At 70.4% G+C, this 19,674-nt stretch carries 16 protein-coding genes and 1 pseudogene; 7 read left to right on the forward strand and 10 right to left on the reverse strand.

Features of this window, described 5'->3' with window-relative positions; genetic code table 11:
* Nucleotides 1–2 precede the first annotated feature (2 nt).
* Genes ACFQU4_RS01285 through ACFQU4_RS01310 form a run of 6 tightly spaced genes read right to left on the reverse strand, consistent with a single transcriptional unit; the run spans nt 3 to nt 6,038 of the window.
* On the reverse strand, nt 3–785 hold the full coding sequence (locus ACFQU4_RS01285; RefSeq protein ID WP_377485879.1) for an enoyl-CoA hydratase: 783 nt from the start codon (nt 783–785) through the stop codon (nt 3–5).
* On the reverse strand, nt 782–1,981 hold the full coding sequence (locus ACFQU4_RS01290; RefSeq protein ID WP_377485881.1) for a CaiB/BaiF CoA transferase family protein: 1,200 nt from the start codon (nt 1,979–1,981) through the stop codon (nt 782–784). Before ACFQU4_RS01290 ends, ACFQU4_RS01285 begins: the two co-directional genes overlap by 4 nt.
* Nucleotides 1,982–2,006: 25 nt before the next feature.
* Nucleotides 2,007–3,338, reverse strand: coding sequence for an ABC transporter substrate-binding protein (locus tag ACFQU4_RS01295; protein ID WP_377485883.1), 1,332 nt, complete (start codon nt 3,336–3,338; stop codon nt 2,007–2,009).
* A 20-nt stretch (nt 3,339–3,358) separates the two neighbouring features.
* Complete coding sequence (locus ACFQU4_RS01300; RefSeq protein ID WP_377485885.1) at nt 3,359–4,261, reverse strand: carbohydrate ABC transporter permease; 903 nt, start codon at nt 4,259–4,261, stop codon at nt 3,359–3,361.
* Nucleotides 4,261–5,187, reverse strand: coding sequence for a carbohydrate ABC transporter permease (locus tag ACFQU4_RS01305; RefSeq protein WP_377485887.1), 927 nt, complete (start codon nt 5,185–5,187; stop codon nt 4,261–4,263). Before ACFQU4_RS01305 ends, ACFQU4_RS01300 begins: the two co-directional genes overlap by 1 nt.
* Nucleotides 5,184–6,038, reverse strand: coding sequence for an NAD(P)-dependent oxidoreductase (locus tag ACFQU4_RS01310; protein WP_377485889.1), 855 nt, complete (start codon nt 6,036–6,038; stop codon nt 5,184–5,186). Before ACFQU4_RS01310 ends, ACFQU4_RS01305 begins: the two co-directional genes overlap by 4 nt.
* A 138-nt stretch (nt 6,039–6,176) precedes the next feature.
* Between ACFQU4_RS01310 and ACFQU4_RS01315 the strand changes: the two genes are divergently transcribed.
* A complete protein-coding gene (locus ACFQU4_RS01315; protein WP_377485891.1) occupies nt 6,177–6,920 on the forward strand; it encodes a GntR family transcriptional regulator in 744 nt (247 codons plus the stop codon).
* Here ACFQU4_RS01315 and sigJ read toward each other — a convergent pair.
* Nucleotides 6,917–7,828, reverse strand: coding sequence for an RNA polymerase sigma factor SigJ (sigJ, locus tag ACFQU4_RS01320; protein WP_377485893.1), 912 nt, complete (start codon nt 7,826–7,828; stop codon nt 6,917–6,919). The two genes, ACFQU4_RS01315 and sigJ, sit on opposite strands and share 4 nt — an antisense overlap.
* Before the next feature lie 128 nt (nt 7,829–7,956).
* Here sigJ and ACFQU4_RS01325 point away from each other — a divergent pair, with 128 nt between their 5' ends.
* The gene (locus ACFQU4_RS01325; RefSeq protein ID WP_377485895.1) at nt 7,957–8,448 is read left to right on the forward strand and encodes a YybH family protein; all 492 of its coding nucleotides are present in this window, start codon (nt 7,957–7,959) and stop codon (nt 8,446–8,448) included.
* A 556-nt stretch (nt 8,449–9,004) separates the two neighbouring features.
* Here the strand turns inward: ACFQU4_RS01325 and ACFQU4_RS01330 are convergent.
* A pseudogene (locus ACFQU4_RS01330) lies at nt 9,005–9,181 on the reverse strand (helix-turn-helix domain-containing protein); the annotation flags it as partial.
* 141 nt (nt 9,182–9,322) lie between these two features.
* Here ACFQU4_RS01330 and ACFQU4_RS01335 point away from each other — a divergent pair.
* Both ACFQU4_RS01335 and ACFQU4_RS01340 read left to right on the forward strand, forming a co-directional pair.
* Complete coding sequence (locus tag ACFQU4_RS01335) at nt 9,323–10,249, forward strand: aminoglycoside phosphotransferase family protein (protein WP_377485897.1); 927 nt, start codon at nt 9,323–9,325, stop codon at nt 10,247–10,249.
* Nucleotides 10,250–10,307: 58 nt separating this feature from the next.
* Nucleotides 10,308–10,943, forward strand: coding sequence for a class I SAM-dependent methyltransferase (locus ACFQU4_RS01340; RefSeq protein WP_377485899.1), 636 nt, complete (start codon nt 10,308–10,310; stop codon nt 10,941–10,943).
* 1 nt (nt 10,944) lies between these two features.
* Here ACFQU4_RS01340 and ACFQU4_RS01345 read toward each other — a convergent pair whose 3' ends face one another.
* Nucleotides 10,945–11,421 carry a DUF2505 domain-containing protein gene (locus ACFQU4_RS01345; RefSeq protein ID WP_377485901.1) on the reverse strand — a complete coding sequence of 159 codons (477 nt, stop codon included), beginning with the start codon at nt 11,419–11,421 and terminating at the stop codon, nt 10,945–10,947.
* Between the two features lie 137 nt (nt 11,422–11,558).
* Between ACFQU4_RS01345 and ACFQU4_RS01350 the strand changes: the two genes are divergently transcribed.
* The 3 genes from ACFQU4_RS01350 to ACFQU4_RS01360 all read left to right on the forward strand — a co-directional run bounded on the left by ACFQU4_RS01350 (nt 11,559) and on the right by ACFQU4_RS01360 (nt 18,598).
* Nucleotides 11,559–12,524: an ABC transporter substrate-binding protein gene (locus ACFQU4_RS01350; RefSeq protein ID WP_377485903.1), complete on the forward strand. Its 966-nt coding sequence runs from the start codon at nt 11,559–11,561 to the stop codon at nt 12,522–12,524.
* A 264-nt stretch (nt 12,525–12,788) separates the two neighbouring features.
* On the forward strand, nt 12,789–17,684 hold the full coding sequence (locus ACFQU4_RS01355; protein WP_377485905.1) for an NAD-glutamate dehydrogenase: 4,896 nt from the start codon (nt 12,789–12,791) through the stop codon (nt 17,682–17,684).
* 74 nt (nt 17,685–17,758) lie between these two features.
* The gene (locus tag ACFQU4_RS01360) at nt 17,759–18,598 is read left to right on the forward strand and encodes a PHP domain-containing protein (protein WP_377485907.1); all 840 of its coding nucleotides are present in this window, start codon (nt 17,759–17,761) and stop codon (nt 18,596–18,598) included.
* Between the two features lie 373 nt (nt 18,599–18,971).
* On the opposite strand, the gene ACFQU4_RS01365 is transcribed toward ACFQU4_RS01360, so the two are convergent.
* Complete coding sequence (locus ACFQU4_RS01365; RefSeq protein ID WP_377485909.1) at nt 18,972–19,607, reverse strand: GntR family transcriptional regulator; 636 nt, start codon at nt 19,605–19,607, stop codon at nt 18,972–18,974.
* Nucleotides 19,608–19,674 lie beyond the last annotated feature (67 nt).

The raw sequence follows: 19,674 nt of genomic DNA on the forward strand, positions 1-19,674 counted from the left end.
GGTCAGCGGCCCTCCCAGACCGGGGTACGGTGCTCGAGGAAGGCGCGGACGCCCTCGGCGAAATCCCGGCTGCCGTAACAGGCCCGGATCAGGTCCTCGTCCTCGACCGGCACCGGATGCGCCGAGGCGGCAGACAGCCGGCGGTCCAGCGTCTTGATCGCGGACAGGCTCAGCGGCGCGCTCGCCGCGACCCGCTCCGCCAGCCGGTCGACGCCGGCGTCGAGGTCGTCCGCCGGCAGCACCTGGTGCACCAGGCCCAGCTGGTGGGCGCGGTTGGCGGTGATCAACTCGGCGGTGATCAACAGGGCCAGTGCCGGCCCGGCGCCGAGCCGCTCCCGCAGCCGGGCCAGCACGGCGGCCGGCACACAGTTGCCCAGCGTCCGGACGATCGGCACCCCGAACCGGGACCGGTCGCTGGCGATGATCAGGTCGGCCATGGCCGCGATGGCCAGTCCGCCGCCGACCGCCGGCCCGTCGACCGCGGCGATCACCGGCACCTCGATCGCGGCCAGCCGGCGCAGCACGTCGCCGGTCCGGCGTTCGTACCCGACGCCGTCGTCGGCGCCGCTGAAGCCGGTGAACTCGCCGATGTCGGTGCCCGCCGCAAACGCGCCGTCGACGCCTCTGATGATCACCACCCGGAGCTCGGCCGAGCCGGCCACCTCGGCGCAGCAGGCCGCCAGCTCGTCGTACATCGCCAGCGTGAGGGCGTTCCGCCGGCCCGGATGGCTGAGCCGGATCGTGCCGACCGGGCCGGATCGTTCCAGCCACACCCGGCCGCTCATCCGGCCCGCTCCGCGTCGGCCGGCGACTCGTCCAGGATTTCCTGGTTGTGCTCGCCCAGCAGCGGCGGCGGGCGCCAGACCCCGGCCGGGGTGCGGGTCAGCTTGAGCGGCGTCCCGAGCACCCGGATCGGGCCCTCGACCGGATGGTCGACCGTGCTGATCATGCCGCGTTCCCGGACGTGTTGATCATGGTCGAGCACGTCGGAGTAGTTCCGGATCGGGCCGGCCGGGACGCCGGCCGCGAGCAGGGCGTCGACCCAGACCTCGGTGGACCGGGTCCGGAACCGCTCGGACAGGATCTCGATCAGCTCGGCCCGGCTGGCCATCCGCCGGGTGTTGTCGGAGAACCGCGGATCGGTGATCAGATCGGTCCGGTCGATCACCCGGCAGAGCCCGGCCCAGAGCTTCTCGTTGTTGGCCCCGATCGTGACGTACCCGTCTGCGGTCGGCAGCGCCTGATAGGGCGCCGACATCCGGTTCGCCGAGCCGAGCGCCGCCGGTGCCTCGCCGGTGGCCCAGAACTCGGTCGACTCCCAGACCGACATGGCGAGCGCGGCCTCGTAGAGCGAGGTCTCCAGATACTGGCCCTTGCCGGTCCGGTGCCGGTCGGTGACGGCGGCGAGCACGCCGACCGCCGCGAAGAGCCCGGCGCCGAGGTCGGCGATCGGCAGGCCGCTCTTCACCGGCTCCCCGCCCGGCTCGCCGGTGATGCTCATCACCCCGGTCATCGCCTGGACGATCAGGTCGTAGCCCGGCCGGCTCGCGTACGGCCCGGTCTGGCCGAAGCCGGAGATGCTGGCGTAGATCAACTCCGGGTGATCACGGCTGAGCTCGGGATAGTCGATCCCCAGCCGCTTGGTGACTCCCGGCCGGAAGTTCTCGATCACGATGTCGGCGGTTGCGGCCAGCCGGCGGAACCGGCTCAGGCCGTCGGCCGACTTCAGGTCGAGCGTCACGCTGCGCTTGTTGCGGTTCAGGGCGAGGAAGGCCCGGCTGTCGGTGCCCTTGACCGCGACTCCCCAGGAGCGACGGGTCTGATCACCGCCGGCCGGGCTCTCGATCTTGATCACATCGGCGCCGAGGTCGGCCAGGATCATCGTGCAGTAGGGGCCGGACATCACCTGGGTCAGGTCGAGCACCCGCAGCCCGGCGAGTGCACCGGACGGCTCTGCCGACGTCGGGTCGTCCATGATCATGATCTCCTTGGGGTCACGACGCGGCTCAGCCGAGGGTGGCGTTGGTCTCGGTGAAGAAGGCATCCACCGCCTGCTGGACGGAAAGCCGGCCGAAGGCGATCTCGTCCCAGTTCCGTTCGAACGACTGCTGGAAGGTGGCGTTGTAGCCGGGCGGATAGACGATGTACGGCGGGTCGTCGGCAACGATCTGCTGATACAGCTCGAGCTCGTGCTTCTTCAACGCCGGCAGCTCGGGGTCGTTCAGCTGGGCCTCGAGCACCTGCTGGTTGGTCGCGGCGCCGTTGTCGGAGGCGAACGACTGGCCCGCCTCGGCGTCGTTGGTGAAGAAGTCGATGAAGGCCGCCGCCGTGGGCACGTTGGCACAGTTCGCCGCGATCCCGAACCCGGACGGAATCACCGCGTTGCCCATGCCGGCCGACCCGTTCGGATAGCGGTACGTCATCAGCTCGCCCGCGTCGTGCCCGGTCAACGTCTGCTGGGCGTTGAACAAGGCGTTGCCCGGGATCCCGTTGATCATCAGCTTGCCGGTCGCGACGTAGCCCTGGTCCGAGCCGACCGGCTCCTCGGCGGCAACCTGTGGGGGAATCGTGACGCCCTCGTCGAGCAGCTGCTTCCACATCGTCCAGTACTCGGTCAGCTGCTCCATGGTGATGCCGATCTTGCCCTCGGCGTTGAACAGCTCGAGGCCCTGGCCGAGGGTCCAGGCGTTGAACGCGTTGATCGTGCCGCCAAGATCACCCAGCACGTACGTGTCCTCGGCGACGGCGGCCTTGGCCTTGCGGACGTAGTCGAGGAACTCGGGCCAGGTGTACTTCTCGGGCAGCGGGTCGAGGCCGGCCTGCTCGGCGATCGTGGTGTTGATCGCGATCGCGTCATAGGCGGCGCCGTACGGGATGAAGTAGAGCTTGCCGTCGGTGCCCTTGCCGGCCTCGAGGACGGCGGGCGGGATCTTGCTGGTGTCGATGGTGCCGGCGGCGACCATCTCGTCCAGCGGCAGCAACACCTTGCGTTTCGTGTAGTCGTTCAGCTGCCGTCCCTGCAGCTGCACCGCGCAGGGCAGGGAGCCGCTGCTGGCCTGGACGTTGAGCCGGTCGAAGTAGTTGCCGTAGTCGGCCGACTGCCGTTCGGTCTTGACGCCGGTGTGCTCGGCCTCGAACAGGTCGATCACGGCATTGGTCTTCTTGTTCCGGGAATCGCCGCCCCACCAGGCGACGGTGAGGTTTCCGGTGACCTCGCCCTTGCCGTCGGAGGTCGCGGGCGGCTGGTCGCCGCCGACCTTGTCGCCGACGCCGCAGCCGGCACCGGTCAGCGTGATCAACAACGCTCCCGCCAGCAGCCGGCGTAGTCCAGTCCTCATGATCAACTCCTGTCCTCGACTCACTTGAAGCCGGTGGTCGCGATGCCTTCCACCAGCAGGCGCTGGGAGGCGATGAAGAAGCCGACGATCGGGGCGAGCGAGAGCGTCGACATGGCGAACAAGGTCCCGTACAGGCTCTGCCCGGTCTGGTCCAGGAACGAGTTCAGGCCGAGCGGTACGGTCCACATGCTCGCGTCGGGCAGATAGAGCAGCGGGCCGAGCAGTTCGTTCCAGCTGGCGATGAAGGTGAACATCGCCGTGGTGCCGATCGCCGGCAGGGCCAGCGGCAGGATGATCCGGAGGAAGATCCCGAGGTGGCCGCAGCCGTCGATCCGGGCCGACTCGTCCAGCGACCGCGGCAGGGTGCGGATGAACTGCACCATCAGGAAGATGTAGAACGCCTCGGTGCCGAGCCAGTTCGGCACCACCAGCGGCAGGTACGTGTTGATCCAGGCCAGCTCGTTGAACAGGACGTACTTCGGCACCAGCGTGACGTGCGCCGGCAGCAGCATCGTGCCGATCATGATCGCGAACAGCAGCCGCTTCAGCGGGAACCGGAGCCGGGCGAAGGCGTACGCGGTGAGCGAGCAGGCGAACAGATTGCCGGCGATGGACAGCACGGTGATCGCCGTGGAGTTGAAGAAGTAGACCGAGAAGTTGATCGCGCCGGACGACCAGCCGTCCAGATAGTTCTGCAGGGTGTAGCGCTCCGACAGCAGGCCCAGCCCGTCGAAGGTCTCGTTGCCCGGCCGGAACGACGCGGCCACCATCCAGATCAGCGGGTAGAGCATGATCACCAGGGCGCAGATGATCAGGCAGTGCCGGACGACGGCGGCGACCAGGCGGCTCTTCGGGGCCGGGCGCAGCATCAGCCGGCCGATCCGGCCGCCGGCCGGGGGAGCGGTCCGGGTGAGCACGGCCATCAGGACTCCTCCCCGTAGAACACCCACCGGCGGGAGGTGAGGAACAGGACTCCGGTGATCACGGCCAGCACGGCCAGCAGCACCCAGGCCATCGCGGAGGCGTAGCCCATCTGCAGTTGCCGGAAGCCCTTCTCGTAGAGATAGAGCGTGTAGAACAGGGTGGAGTCGACCGGTCCACCCCCGCCGCCGCTGATCACGAAGGCGCCGGTGAAGGACTGGAACGCGTTGATCGTGCCCATCAGCAGGTTGAAGAAGATCAACGGCGTCATCAGCGGCACGGTGACGGAGAAGAACCGGCGCACCCGGCCGGCGCCGTCGACCTCGGCCGCCTCCAGCAGCTCGCCCGGGATCTGGCGCAGCCCGGCCAGATAGATGATCATGGTCGAACCGAACGCCCACAGGCTGAGGGTAATGATCGTGCCCAATGCCCGGCCCGGATCGCCGACCCAGCTGCCGACATCGTGGATCCCGATCGCCGCCAGGGCGCTGTTGACCAGGCCGGCCTCGCCGAACACCTGCCGCCACAGGGCGGCGACGGCGACACTGGCCCCCATCAGCGACGGCAGGTAGAACAGGGCCCGGTAGCCGCTGCTGAACCGCATCCGCCGGTTCAGCAGCAGCGCCAGCAGCATCGAGAAGATCTGCAGCAGCGGGACGAAGATCACCACGTACGTCAGCGTGACCCGGACCGAGTTCCAGTAGCGCGGGTCGGCCGCCATCGCCTCGAAGTTGTCCACCCCGGTCCAGCTCGGCGGGGTCAGCAGGTCGTAGTCGGTGAAGGAGAGATAGAGCGAATAGAGGATCGGGCCGCCGGTCAGCACGGTGAGCCCGATCAGCCACGGCAGCAGGAACAGATAGCCGGCCAGGGCCTCGGTCACCGCCGGTCGGAGCCGGCGCCGGCGGGGGACCGTCGCGATCGTCGTCACGACTCACCCCTCCGGTCGGCGTGCCGGCGAATGAGCCCGGGCAGCCGTTCGGTGATCATGGCCGCGAACGGGGCGTCCAGCCCGAGCTCGCCGGCTGCCCGGACGGCCTGTGCCGGGTCCTTGGCCCACGGCCGGTGATCATCCGTGACCCCGGCGGCGTCGTAGTCGCGGGTCAATCCGTCGAAGAAGCCCCACTGGTCGGTGACCCAGGATCGGGCGGTGCCGGTGCCGGCCACGCGCAGCACCGCCTCCTCGGTCAGTCCGAAGCCGCGGGCCAGGTCCATCGCCTCGTACGCGCCGGCGAGGGTGGCGAAGAGCATCAACTGGTTGGCCAGCTTGGCCGCCGATCCGGCTCCCGGCGGGCCGAGGTGGATGACGTCGGATCCCAGGTCGCCGAGCAGCGGACCGGCCCGGTCATGATCATCGGCCTCGGCCCCGACCATGATCGTCAGCGAGCCGTCGGCGGCCCGCTCGGCACCGCCGCTGACCGGGGCGTCGACGAAGCCGTAGCCGACGGACCGGCAGTCGGCGCCGAGTCGCGCGGCGAGCGCCGGCGAGACCGTACTGTGCATCAGGATCAGGCCGCCGGGCCGGACCAGCCCGGCCAACCGGCCGGGCTCGGTCAGCGCGGTGACCGCCTGGTCGTCCGGCACCACCAGGCAGAGGACCGACCGCGGCGACGACTCGTCGAGCGTGGTCGCGCTGCCACCGCCGGCGGCGAAGGCGGCCCGGCGATCCGGATCGAGATCGACGCCGACGACCTCGTGCCCTCGCTCGCGAAGCCGGTTCGCCATCGGCAACCCGAGGTTGCCCAGCCCAACGAGCGCGATCGCGGCGGCATCGTCCGTCATCGTGGTCCCCTCAGCCCTGAGCACTTGATCACCGAGTATGCGACAGCGATGGACTATTGTCTACAAAAGTCTGAATACATCTCGGCAGGCCTGTGGCACACTGTGGCGGCAGCCACCCGCGGGCCGGAAGGAGCACCGATGACGGCAACCGGCCCGACCGGACCCACCGACGATCGGCTGAACCCGCCGAGCCTGGTCCGGCTGGCGGCCGATGCGATTCGGAAGTCGATCCTGGCCGGCGAGTTCGAGCCGGGGGAGCGGCTGCGCGAGGAACGGCTGACCGAACGGCTGGCCATCTCCCGGCCGCCCTTGCGGGAGGCGCTGCGGATCCTGGAGAACGAGGGCCTGATCACCACCCTGCCGCGTCGCGGCGCGACGGTGACCACGCTGACCGATCGCGACGTGTTCGAGATCCTCACCCTGCGCGGTGCGCTGGAGCGGATGGCGTTCGAACTCGGCATCCCGGTGGCGCGGCCGGAGCTGCTGGACCGGCCGCGGGCGGCCCTGGAGGAGATGGGGCGGTGCGCGCGCGAGGAGGATCGCGGCGCACTCGTGCAGGCCGGCTATGCGTTCCACTCGGCCCTGGTCGGCATCGCCGATCACCGCCGGCTCTCCGCGACCTACGAGTCGGTGCACCAGCAGGTGCTGCTCTGCATGGCCCGGAACCTGATCGCCCGGGAGACCTACTACGAGGACCTGGAGCAGCACGTGGCCCGGCATCGGACCCTGTTCGAGCTGGTGGAGTCCGGCGATCGGAAGGCCGCGCTGGCCGAGCTCGCCGTCCATGGCGAGGACTCGTTCGAGAAGCTCTCCGGCCCGCGCCGCCGGACCTCCCCGAGTTCGGCACCGGCCGGCCGGATCAGCCGGTCGGCCAAGTCCTAGGCCGACCAGGCTCGCAGCTTCTCCGGATTGCGGACCGCCCAGATCCGGGTGACCCGCTCCTCGACGACCTGGAACGAGAACACGGTCGCGATGGCGCCGTACTGCTGGGCGACCAGTCCGGGCCGGCCGTTCACCGTACGTTCCAGGATCGCGGTGCCGGTCGAGTACCGGACCAGGTCGCGGTAGAGCAAGGCGATCGGCTCGGCACCGTGCAGCGGGTCGGGCAGGGCCGGCACCACGCCGCCGCCGTCGCCGGTGGCGATCGCGTCCGGGTCGAGCAGCCCGACCAGCGCCTGCAGATCCTGTGCCTGCCAGGCCCGCCGGAACCGGCGGACGATCCGGGCCTGCTGTGCGGTCGGCGCTGCCGCGGCGCGGGCGTCGGCGACCCGGCGCCGGGCCGTCGAGGCGAGTTGCCGGCAGGCCCCGGGCGTACGGCCGGTCACCTCGGCCACGTCGGCGAAGCTGAACCGGAACACGTCGTGCAGCACGAACGCCACCCGTTCCGCCGGTGACAACGCGTCCAGCACCACCAGGAACGCCATGCTGACCGACTCGTCGAGGGTGATCCGGTCGGCCGGGTCGGCGGTGGCGTTCGGCCCGCGGTCGGTCCACTCCGCCGGTTCGGGCAGCGGTTCCGGCAGCCACTGGCCGACGTAGCGCTCCCGGCGGACCCGGGCCGAGCGGAGCTGGTCGAGGCAGATCCGGCTGGTCACGGTGCTCAGCCAGGCGGCCGGCTTCTCGATCCGGGCGCGTTGCCCGGCCGGCAGGGCGTACCAGCGGGCCATGGCGTCCTGGACCGCGTCCTCGGCGTCGGCCAACGAGCCGAGCAGTCGGTAGGCGATGTTGATCACCTGCCGGCGCCCGTCCAGCAGCGCGTCCAGCTCCTCCTGCGGGGCTGTCTCGCTCATGGTCCCGTCCTCCGTCCTCTGCTGTGTTCGACGAACCGGCCGGCCGGGATGTGACACCGGCCGGGCCGGCTGACACTTCGCCCGGGTACGTCGTCGGACCGGCAGACCGACCATCGAGCGAAGGAGAAATGATCATGACGAACCTGGACGAGGTCGCCGACCGGCTGGCGATCGAGGCGCTCCGCATCGACTACACCGACGCCACGACGGAACGTGATCATGAACGGTTGATCGCGCTGTTCACCGAGGACGGGATCTACCGGATCCCGGACGGCGGGGTGGAGCAGATCGGCCGGGACCAGCTCCGGGCCGGTCACCTGCAGCTGGCCGCGGCGTGGGAGTTCTTCGTGCAGGACACCCATCAGGGCCCGATCCACCTGGACGGCGACACCGCCACCGGCCGGGTGCCGACCTTCGAGCTGGGCCGGCTCCGGGACGGCCGCTCGATGGTCAACTACGGGACGTTCCACGACCGTTACCGGCGGACGGCGGACGGCTGGCGGTTCGCCGAGCGGGAGTACCGGGTCCGCTACTTCGACCCGACACCGCTGGCCGGCGGGCCGAAGGTCGGGCTGGCCGAGCCGGCTCCGGGGACGGGCCCGCGCCGTCCGGAGCGTTAGGCCGCCGCGCGGCCGGCTTGGTGCCGGCCCCGGCTCCGGTCCCGGTCCGGGCTGCCCGGACCCAGCGGCGCAGGTCGGCCGGCTCGACGAAGTCCAGCGTGCCGGGCGCCGCGCCGAGGGTCCGGTGCAGGGCTTCGACGTAGGCGGCCGCCTGCGCCTCGACCGCACGGGTCGAGCCGCGGCCGTCGGCGATGTCGATCAACAGCCGGGCGATCCGGTCGGAGCACTCCTGGAGCAGCGAGATCACCACCCGGGCGGTGGGTTCCGGCGCGGTCACGGTGAAGCTGCCGTCTGCGCAGCCGTCCGTGATGATCATGGTCAGCTGCGGCAGCAACCGGTCCGCCATGCCGATCCGGGCGGTGGTCTGGACGATCGCGTTGTCCTCGCTGTACAGCCCGCGCAGCACGCTGATCAGGAAGCTACGATCCTCGGACTTGATCATGGACAGGGCGCGCAGCACGGCGCGCAGCCGTTCGGTGGCCGGTCCCGGGCCGGCGGCGAGCGGTGCCAAGGTGGCTTCCCAGTGGTCCGACCGGCGCTCGAGCAGGGCGGCCAGGACGTCCCGTTTCGAGGTGAAGTAGTGGTAGAGGGCGCCCTTGGAGATCCCGGCCTCGGTCATCAGGTCGGTGATCGCCAGGCTGTCGTACCCCTTGGTGATCATGAGCCGATCGGCGACGTCCAGGATGGCATCCCGTTTGCGCTGGAACGCCTCGTCGTCGCGGGTGCGGGCCATCGTCACCGGTCCTCTCGAATAAACCGACCATCGGTCTATTAATAGCACCGACCGGGCCGGCGGACAAGATGATCATTCGCACGGGAACGTCGGAAGGAAATGGCGTTGCCGTCCGCGGGGCGGGCTGACACGATCGCGACCGTGCCTCACTCCCAGGGATCCGATGACGACAGCGGCTTCGATCTCGGCCCGGTGCCCGACCGGCCGCCGGTCGGCGACGACGTGGTCCGCCGGCTGATCGCCACCCAGTTCCTCCAGTGGTCCGACCTGCCGATCCGCCGGGTCGCCGAGGAGGGCTGGGACAACCGGACCTTCCACCTCGGCGACGACCTCTCGGTACGGCTGCCCAGCGCGGAACCGTACGCGCTCGCCGTGGTCAAGGAGCACCACTGGCTGCCGGTGCTGCGCCCCCAGCTGCCGCTGCCGATCCCGGACCCGGTCGGGCTGGGCCGGCCCGACGCCGGCTACCCGCATCCCTGGTCGGTGTATCGCTGGCTGCCCGGAACCCCGGTCGAGCGCGGGCGGATCGCGGACCTGACCACCTTCGGCTCGGACCTGGCCGGATTCCTGGCGGCGCTGCAGGCGGTCGAACCCGACGACGGCCCCGGGCCGGGGCTGCACAACTGGTTCCGGGGTGGCCCGCTGACGACCTTCTCGTCCCTGGTGGAGCGCGACCTGGCCGACCTCCCCGCCGAACTCGCCGAGCCGGCCCGGGCGATCTGGCAGGCCGCGCTGGCCGCCGGATGGGACGGCCGGCCCGTCTGGTTCCACGGCGACATCGCGGCCGGCAACCTGCTGCTGCGCGACGGCCGTCTCGGTGCGGTGATCGACTTCGGCACCTGCGGCGTCGGCGACCCGGCCTGTGATCTGGCGATCGCCTGGACCCTGCTGGACGGTCCCAGTCGCGTCGTCTTCCGGGACCGGCTCGGCGTGGATGACGGGACCTGGGCGCGGGGCCGGGGCTGGGCGCTCTGGAAGGCACTCTCGGGGGTGGCCGGGGCGATCCGCGACCAGGACGAGGCGCCGGACAGCCGGTGGGCCCTGGCCGAGCTCATCGCCGAGCTCTGATTTGCCAGAGTGGCAACCTGGCTTGCCTGATCGGCCAAGTCGGGCGACTCTGGATGGCATGGAGACGACGAAGACGGCCGACCTGGCCGCGCACTGGGAAGCTCACTACGGGGCCACCGACCGGGTCTGGTCCGGCCGGCCGAATCAGACGCTGGTCGAGGTGGTGAGCGGGCTGGACGCCGGGCGCGCCCTCGACCTCGGCTGCGGCGAGGGCGGTGACGCGATCTGGCTGGCCGGCCGCGGCTGGCAGGTGACCGGGGTGGACGTGTCGTCGGTGGCGATCGAACGGGCCCGGGCCGCAGCGCTCGGCGCCGAGGTCGCGGACCGGGTCGAGTGGGCGGTTGCCGATCTCGGTTCGTGGACCGGCGAGGGCTCGTACGATCTCGTCACGGCGTGCTTCTTCCACTCACCGGTGGAGCCGGACCGGGCCGGGGCGCTGCGCCGCGCCGCCGCTCTGGTCGCGTCGGGCGGGCGGATGTTGATCATCTCGCACGCCGGTGCGCCGTCCTGGTCGAACCATCATGATCATGCCGACTACCGGTTCCGCAGCCCGGCCGAGGAGGTCGAGGACCTCCGGCTCGAACCGGGGGACTGGACCGTCGAGCTCTCCGAGACCCGGCAGCGGGCGGTGACCGACCCGCAGGGTCAGCCGGCGACGCTGGACGACGCGGTCGTCCTGTTGCGCCGTACCTGAGTCAGGCGGGGGTCGCGAGCCATTCGGTGCCGACCTTCTGCTGGACGTCGAAGCCGGCCAGCACGGCGGGGGCCGCGGACTGCTCCAGTTTCCTGCCCAGCAAGGGGATCGAGACCTTCAGGTCGCCTGTCAACTCGAGCACCGAGCCGGGTCCGCCGGCGGTGAGGGCCAGCCGGCCGTTCATCTCGACCGGCTGGCCGGGGACGTTCAGCGTGACGACCGCGGTACGGGAGCCGTCCGGCCCCGCCTCGCTCCAGTCGATCCGCTCCTTGACGGTCAGCGTCGGGCCGGTGAACCGCGCCGCGATCTCGGGTGCGGGCAGGGTCCGGCTGGTGTTCGTGGTCAGGCCGTCCACGGAGGCCGCGTACTCCTCGGCGTGGCTGGCCTGGCAGACCCGCTCCAGATAGCGCTGATCGGTGACCATGGTGAACACGCGGTCGGGGTCGGCCGTGAATTCGACCCGGGCAGAGATCTCCATGAGCGGGAGTCTTTCACGACCCGCGAGCCCTGGTCACGACACCAGCCGGGACCAGTGGTCAGCCGGTGTCGCGAACGCCCGCCGTCCGCAGCCCCAGGCGAACCTAAGTTAGGCAAGCCTTGGTAACGTTCCGGTCCATGGTGCTCACCCGCCGAGCCGCGCTCGGTATGACGGGACTGGCCGGACTCGCCGCGATGGCCGGAGGTTGTGCGACCCCGGGCGGGGAGGCGGCCGACGCGGCCGGCACCCGTACCGTCGAACATCCGTTGGGCACGGCCGAGATCCCGGTCCGGCCGCGGCGCGTGATCGCGCTGGACGCCGGAGCCGGACTGCAGACGGCCCTCGAGGCCGGCGCCCCGCTGATCGCGTCCGAGACGCTGGCCGGCGACACCGCGATCCCGGACTACCTGCCGAAGCCGCCGGAGGGTTTCCAGCCGCTCGGCTTCAACGAGATCGACCTGGAACGGCTCACCGCCCTCGAGCCGGACCTGATCATCGGCAGCCGGAGCCGGGTCGAGGAGCTGTACCCGCAGCTGACCAAGATCGCGCCCACGGTCTCGTACCTGAACACGGCCGACCGGGTCCGCTGGCGGGACACCGCGCTCACCGTGGGTGACCTGCTCGGCGCGCGGCCGGAACTGGAGCGGCGGCTGACCGCGTTCGACACGGCGGCCAAGGAATTCGCCGAGCAGCACGCCGAGTCCTTGACGGAGCGATCGGTGGCGCTGGTCCGGTTCACCGCCGACGAGGTACGGATCCTCACCGGCGTGATCTTCCCGTCCGACCTGCTCGCCCAGTTGGGCGCCCGGCGGCCCGCGTCCAACGAGCCCGAGGAGGCCGACGCCACGTACATCTCGCTGACCCGCGAGACCGTACCGGTGCTGGCCGACGCGGACACGATCCTCTATTTCAGCGGCGGTGGCGGCTTCGCGCAGGAGTCCGGCGAGCTGTTCGCCGAGGTCACCGACGGTCCGCTGTGGCGCCGCCTGCCCGCCGTCAAGGCCGGCCGCGCCCACCAGCTGAACGCCCTGAACTGGTGGGACGGCTACTCGACCTCCGCCGCCCAAGCCTGCCTCACCGAACTGAAAACCTTCCCCCTCTAACCAACGCCCCCTCCAACCCCCGCCGACCGGGCACAAAAGCAGGCGTTCTGGCGGCGTGTCGCTGCGCAGGTGCCCGGTCGATCGTTGACCGGTGGGGCACGGAGCTGACGTCGCCAACGACACCTCACCCCTCGCCGAGCCGCGACACGCCGCAAAAACGGCTGCGGTGGTGACGGGTCGGCGATTGCGGTGGGGGAGGATTACAGTCGGGGTTAAGACCACCGTTGAGGGTGGTACGACGAACAGGTGAACAAGGGCGGTGCGGTGACAACATTCGAGGTCGAGCTCGAGCGGGAGAAAGCGGCGAAGATCGCTCGACTGGCCGAGCGGGGGGCGACGATCGGGGCGAAGTTCGGCCACGATGCCGAAGCCGTCCGGGGCTTCCTGACCCACTACTTCCGGCACGTCGACGCGGCGGACATCGACGAGCGCAGCACCGAGGACCTGCTCGGCCTCGTGGTCAGCCACTTCCGCCTCGCCACCGACCGGCCGCCGTCGCGGGCGGTGATCACCGTCCGCTCCCCGAACGAGGCGGACGCCCTGGCGCCCGAGCAGGGCGGCTGGACCACCGGCGGCACCACCGTCGTCCAGATCGTCACCGACGACCGGCCGTTCCTGGTCGACTCGGTGACCATGGAGGTGCTCCGGCAGGGCTGGAGCATCCGCGAGGTGTTCCATCCGCAGTTCACCGTACGGCGCACCCTGGCCGGCCACCTGATCGACATCGTGCGGGACCAGGAAGCGCAGCGCGACCCGAGCGTGATCGCCGAGTCCTGGATGCATCTGGAGATCCTGCCGCCGGCCCCGGCCGGGCAGGACGGCGATCCCGCCGAACTCCTGGTCGAGGGGCTGCACGAGGTTCTCCGGCTGGTCGACGAGGCCGTCGCCGACTGGCGCAAGATGGTGCAGCGGTCGACCGAGACGATCGGGATGCTGAACGAGCTGGACGCCGACGAGCAGCCCGAGGCGGCCCGCGCCCGGGAGCTGCTGCAGTGGCTCAACGACGGCCAGTTCTCGTTCCTCGGCTACCGCGAGTACACCTATGTCCCCGGTGATCAACCGAGCTACCGGCCGGTGCCGGCCACCGGGCTCGGCATCCTGCGCGCCGACACCGACGCGCCCGACACGTTCCACGCCCTGCCGCTGGCCGGCCGCGGCCGCCCGGTGCTGATGGTGATCACCAAAGATGATCATCGTTCCCGGGTGCACCGGCCCGCGTACCTGGACTACATCGGCATCCGGACCTTCGCCGACGACGGTACGGTCACCGGCGAGCGGCGCTTCCTCGGGCTGTTCGCCTCGACCGCGTACTCGGAGGCCGTGACCCGGGTTCCGGTGCTGCGCCAGAAGGCCCGGGAGATCCTGCGCCGGTCCGGCTACCACCCGGACAGCCACGGCGGCAAGGCGATCATGGACGTCCTCGACTCGTACCCGCGGGACGAGCTGTTCCAGTCCTCGATCGCCGAGCTCTACCAGACCGTCGAGAAGGTCGCGCACCTCAAGGAACGGCGCCAGGTGCGGCTGTTCGTCCGCCGGGATCCCTACGGACGTTACGTTTCCTTCCTGGTCTACCTGCCCCGGGACCGCTACACGACGGCGGTCCGCAGCCGGATGCAGCAGACCCTGCTGCACACCTTCGACGGCGACTCGATCGACTACACGGCGCGGGTCAGCGAGTCGGTGCTCGCCCGGCTGCACTTCGTGATGCGGATGCGGGTCGGCACCACCGTCGGCGAGATCGACGTCCGTTCGCTGGAACGCGAGCTGACCGCGGCGACGCGATCATGGAACGACGAGTTCGCCGACCTGCTGGTCGGCGGCCAGGGCCAGCCCGCGCTGTCCACCCTGGTCGGCGCGCTGCCGGAGGGCTACAAGGAGGAGTACGAGCCGCGCCAGGCGATCATGGACCTGGACGCGCTGAACGGCATCGACCCGTCGATCGGCATGTCGATGGTGGTGTACGCACCGGACAAGGACAAGGACGACGACCCGGCCGACCTGCGGCTCAAGATCTTCCGGCTGGAACCGCTGTCGCTGACCAAGGTGCTGCCGCACCTGTCCGTGCTCGGCGTCGACGTGGTGGACGAGCGTCCGTTCGAACTGCAGCTCGCCGGTGATCAACGGGCCTTCATCTACGACTTCGGGCTGACCATTCCGGGCGGCCGGGAGGGTCGGGTCCGGTGGTCCCGGGAGGCCCGGCACCGGTTCACCGACGCGTTCGCCGCGTCGTACCTCGGCGAGAGCGAACACGACGGCTACAACGCGCTGGTGATGGGCGCCGGCCTGACCTGGCAGCAGGTCGCGGTGCTGCGCGCGATCGGCCGCTACCTGCGGCAGGCCGGCTCGCCGTACAGCCAGACCTACATCGCCCGCGCGCTGGCCGCGAACGTCGACCTCGCCCGCGGCCTGAGCCGGCTGTTCGAGGCCAAGTTCGAGCCGGTCGCCGACGGCGAGCAGGATGATCATCACGCGCGGGCGGCCCTGGTGGCCGAGCAGACCGAGCAGCTCACCACGGCGCTGAACGAGGTCGCCAGTCTTGATCATGACCGGATCGTCCGGTCCTACCTGGCCGTGATCGGCGCCATGATCAGGACGAACGCGTTCCAGCCGAACCGGGACGCGCTGGCGTTCAAGATGCTGCCGCGCAAGATCGATGATCTTCCCGAGCCGCGGCCCGCGTACGAGATCTTCGTCTACTCGCCGCGGCTGGAGGGCGTGCACCTCCGGTTCGGCGCGGTGGCGCGCGGCGGGCTGCGCTGGTCGGACCGCTCGGAGGACTTCCGGACCGAGATCCTCGGGCTGGTCAAGGCCCAGATGGTGAAGAACACGGTGATCGTCCCGGTCGGCGCCAAGGGCGGCTTCGTCTGCAAGCGCCTGCCCGACGCGTCGGACCGCGACGCCTGGCTGGCCGAGGGCACCGCCTGCTACCGGCTGTTCATCTCCAGCCTGCTCGACGTCACCGACAACATCATCGACGGCACGGTGGTGCCGCCCCGCGACGTGATCAGGTACGACGGCGACGACCCGTACCTCGTGGTCGCCGCGGACAAGGGCACCGCGACGTTCTCCGACGTCGCCAACGCGATCTCGGTCGACCGGGGCTTCTGGCTCGGCGACGCGTTCGCCTCCGGCGGGTCGGCGGGCTATGACCACAAGGCGATGGGGATCACCGCCCGCGGCGCCTGGGAGTCGGTCCGCCGGCACTTCCGCGAGATGGGCGTGGACTGCCAGGCCGAGGACTTCACGGTGGTCGGCGTCGGCGACATGAGCGGCGACGTGTTCGGCAACGGCATGCTGCTCAGCCGCCAGATCAAGCTGGTCGCGGCCTTCGACCACCGGCACGTCTTCATCGACCCGAATCCGGATCCGGCGACCAGCTTCGCCGAGCGGGAACGGCTGTTCGCACTGCCAAGATCAAGTTGGGCGGACTACGACGCGTCGCTGATCTCGGCCGGCGGCGGCATCTTCCCGCGCACGATGAAGTCGATCCCGATCACCCCGGAGATCAGGGCGGCCCTCGGCCTGAAGGGCAAGGCCGAGCAGCTGACCCCGAGCGAGTTGATCAGCGCCTGCCTGCGGGCGCCGGTGGACCTGCTCTGGAACGGCGGCATCGGCACCTACGTGAAGGCGACCTCGGAGACCAACGCCCAGGTCGGCGACAAGGCCAACGACGGACTGCGAGTGAACGGTGCCGAGCTCCGGGCCCGCTGCGTGGGCGAGGGCGGCAACCTCGGGCTGACCCAGCTCGGCCGGATCGAGTACGCGTCGACGAAGAACTCCGCCACCGGCGAGTACGGCAAGATCAACACCGACTTCATCGACAACTCGGCCGGGGTGGACACCTCCGACCACGAGGTCAACATCAAGATCCTTTTGCAGGCGGAGATCGCCGCCGGCCGGTTGGCCGAGACGGACCGGGATCCCTTGCTGGCCTCGATGACCGACGAGGTGGCCGACCTGGTGCTGGCCAACAACATCGAGCAGAACCTGGCCCTGGCCAACGCCGTCCACCAGTCCTACTCGATGGCCGGCGTGCACGAGGACTGGATGGAGCGGCTGGCCGACGACGGGCACCTGGACCGGGACATCGAGTTCCTGCCGGGGACCGAGGAGATGGCACAGCGGCGCGGCGACAAGCGCGGCCTCACGGCACCGGAGCTGTCGGTGCTGATGGCGTACACCAAGATCGTTCTGGAGGAGCAGATCACGGCGTCCGACCTGCCGGACGACCCGTACCTGACCGAGAAGTTGATCACCTACTTCCCGTCCGAGCTGCGGGAGCGCTACCGCGAGCAGATGTCCGGGCACCGGCTGCACCGGGAGATCGTGGCGACCGTCGTCGTGAACGACTTCGTCAACATCTCCGGCACCACCTGCTACCACCGGCTGTCGGCCGAGACCGGCGCCGGGGCGGCCGATCTGATCCGGGCCCAGATCGCGGCCCGGGCGATCTTCGGCACTGACGAACTGCAGCGCGGGATCGCCGAGCTCGACTTCAAGGTCGCCGCGGCGACCCAGACCGCGCTGCGGCTGGAGATCCGGACCCTGGTCGAGCGGGCGACCCGCTGGCTGGTGAACAACCGGCGCCGGCCGGTCGACATCACCGCGGCGGTGGACCAGCTCCGCGAAGGAGTCCGGCGGGTCACCGCGGCCGTGCCGGACCTGCTCGCGGAACGAGAACTGAAGGCCTACCGGGAACGGTTGGAGGGCTACACCGCCGCCGGCGTGCCGGAGCATCTGGCCACGGCGATCGCAGCCCTGCCGCCGGCCTACGGTGCGCTGACGATCGTCCAGACCGCGCGCCGGGATGATCATGATCTTGACCGGGTGGCCCGGCTGCACTTCCTGGTGGCGCAACGGCTCGGGCTGGACCGGCTGCTGGGCCAGATCATCCGGTTGCCCCGGTCGGACCGGTGGCAGACCATGGCCCGGGCCGCGTTGCGGGACGACCTGCACACCGTGCATGCGCAGCTGACGGCCCTGGTGCTGGGCAGCAGCGGTGCCGAGCCGGAGGCGTTGCTGGAGGAGTGGGAGTCGACCAACCCGCACGTACGGGAAGTGGTCCGCGAACTCCGGCTGGTCACCGAGGGCCGCTCGGACCTGGCCCGGATGTCGGTCGGACTGCGGCTGGTCCGCTCGCTGCTGCCCGCCGCCGAATGATGAGTGGCCCCAAGAAGAGTTCCCGGACCGCACCCGGATCCGAGCGGCGGAGCGGGACCAATACGGTTGGACGCATGCGGATCGATCTGCACACGCATTCCAAGGTTTCCGACGGCACCGACGCCCCGGCCGAGCTGGTGGCCCGGGCCGCGGAGTCGGGGCTCGACGTGGTCGCGCTCACCGACCACGACACGTTCGACGGGCTGGACGAGGCCGCCGCGGCGGGGGAGCGGCTCGGGGTCCGGGTGATCCGCGGTGCCGAACTGTCGACCTCGCGGGCCGGCCACAGCGTGCACCTGCTGGCGTACGGGGTGGACGAGGAGGACCCGGCGCTGACCGCCGAGATGATCAAGATCCGGGAGGGCCGGTCCGGCCGGTTGTCGCCGGTGCTGGCCAAGCTCGCCGAGCTCGGCGTCCCGGTGACCGAGGAGCAGGTGCTGGTCCACGTCGGCACCAGCCCGTCGGTCGGCCGGCCGCACATCGCCGACGCCCTGGTCGCCGCCGGCCACGTGGCGAACCGGACCGAGGCGTTCGACCGGTTCCTGGCCGACGGCGGCCCGGCCCACGTCGCCCGCTACACCGTCGAGCTGGAGCGCGGGATCGACCTGGTCCACCAGGCCCGGGGCGTCGCGGTGATCGCCCACCCGTGGGGCCGCGGCCGGAAGCGGCTGCTGCCGCCCGAGGTGCTGGAACGCCTGGTCGACGAGCACGGCCTGGACGGCGTCGAGGTGGACCACCAAGATCACGATCCGGCCGAGCGGAAGGAACTGCGCCGCCTCGGCGCCCGCCTCGGGCTGATCATGACCGGCTCGAGCGACTACCACGGTGTCGGCAAGATCGATCACGACCTCGGCTGCAACACCACGGACCCGGACATGTTCGCCCGCCTCCAAGAACTCTCCGCCCTCCGCTAACCCTTCCCCTCCCCCTCCCCCAACAGCCCCGCTGACCGGGCACAAAAGCAGGCGTTCTGGCGGCGTGTCGCTGCACAACTGCCCTGTCGGCGATGGGAGGTACGGCACGGGGGTCCGCAGCGAGCGCGCGGACATCCACTCCTGCGAGGGCGCCGGCGTCGACTCATCGCGGGCGACCGCTCCTGCGAAGTGGTGGGCCGTTGGCCCTGGCGGGGAGCGGGGGTGTCGGTTCATCGCGAGTGCGAGTGTCGCTCCCCGCTCTGTTCCCATCGAGTGGGCACCTCTGCAGCGACACGCCGCCAAAACGGCTGCTCTTGTGCCCAGTCGGCGAGGGTTGGGGGGGAGCCCAGGGGCCGGAGGGGCCGGGGAGGGGTTAGTCGTCGCCGTATTTGATCATGCTCTGGAGCATCCAGTCGCGGGACATCGCGATGGTCTCGGCGGTGATCGCGCGGGCCTGTTCGGCGTCGTGCTCGCGGATGGCGTCCAGCAGGCGGCGGTGGTTCCGCTTCCGCGGCTTGGGGCCGTGGTCGGCGGCCTGGGCGGCGAGGAACCAGCGGAGTTGATCATGAAGGCCGGCGATGATCGTGACCAGCTGCGGGACCCGGGTGATCTCGGCGACGGCGACGTGGAAGGCGGCGTGCTGCTCGAGGTCTATCGAATCGGTGCCGGTCGCGACCAGCAGGTCGTCCAGTTCCTCGAGCCGGAGGATGTCCGCCTCGGTGGCCCGGGCTGCCGCCAGCGCCGAGGTGCCCGGTTCGGTCAGCTCACGTACCAGATAGACGTTCTTGATGTCGCGGATCGAGACGTGCCGGACGATCGTGCCCTGCCGCGGGAACACCTCGACCAGGCCGTCGGCCGCGAGTTTGTTGATCGCGTTCCGGATCGGCGTCTTGGAGGTGCCGAGCTGGGTGGCGAACGCCTTCTCGTTGATCACCTCGCCCGGAGCGATGGTGCAGGACAGGATCGCCTGCTTGATCGTGACGTACGCCTTCTCGGCCAACAGTTCCATGCGCCGCCTGCCTCCTCGGTGCGGGTACCTGCGGGCCGGGTGCTCGCCAGAGCTAGTACTCGGCCTG

It is taken from the genome of Microlunatus sp. GCM10028923, from assembly GCF_042666975.1.
GTDB lineage: Bacteria > Actinomycetota > Actinomycetes > Propionibacteriales > Propionibacteriaceae > Microlunatus.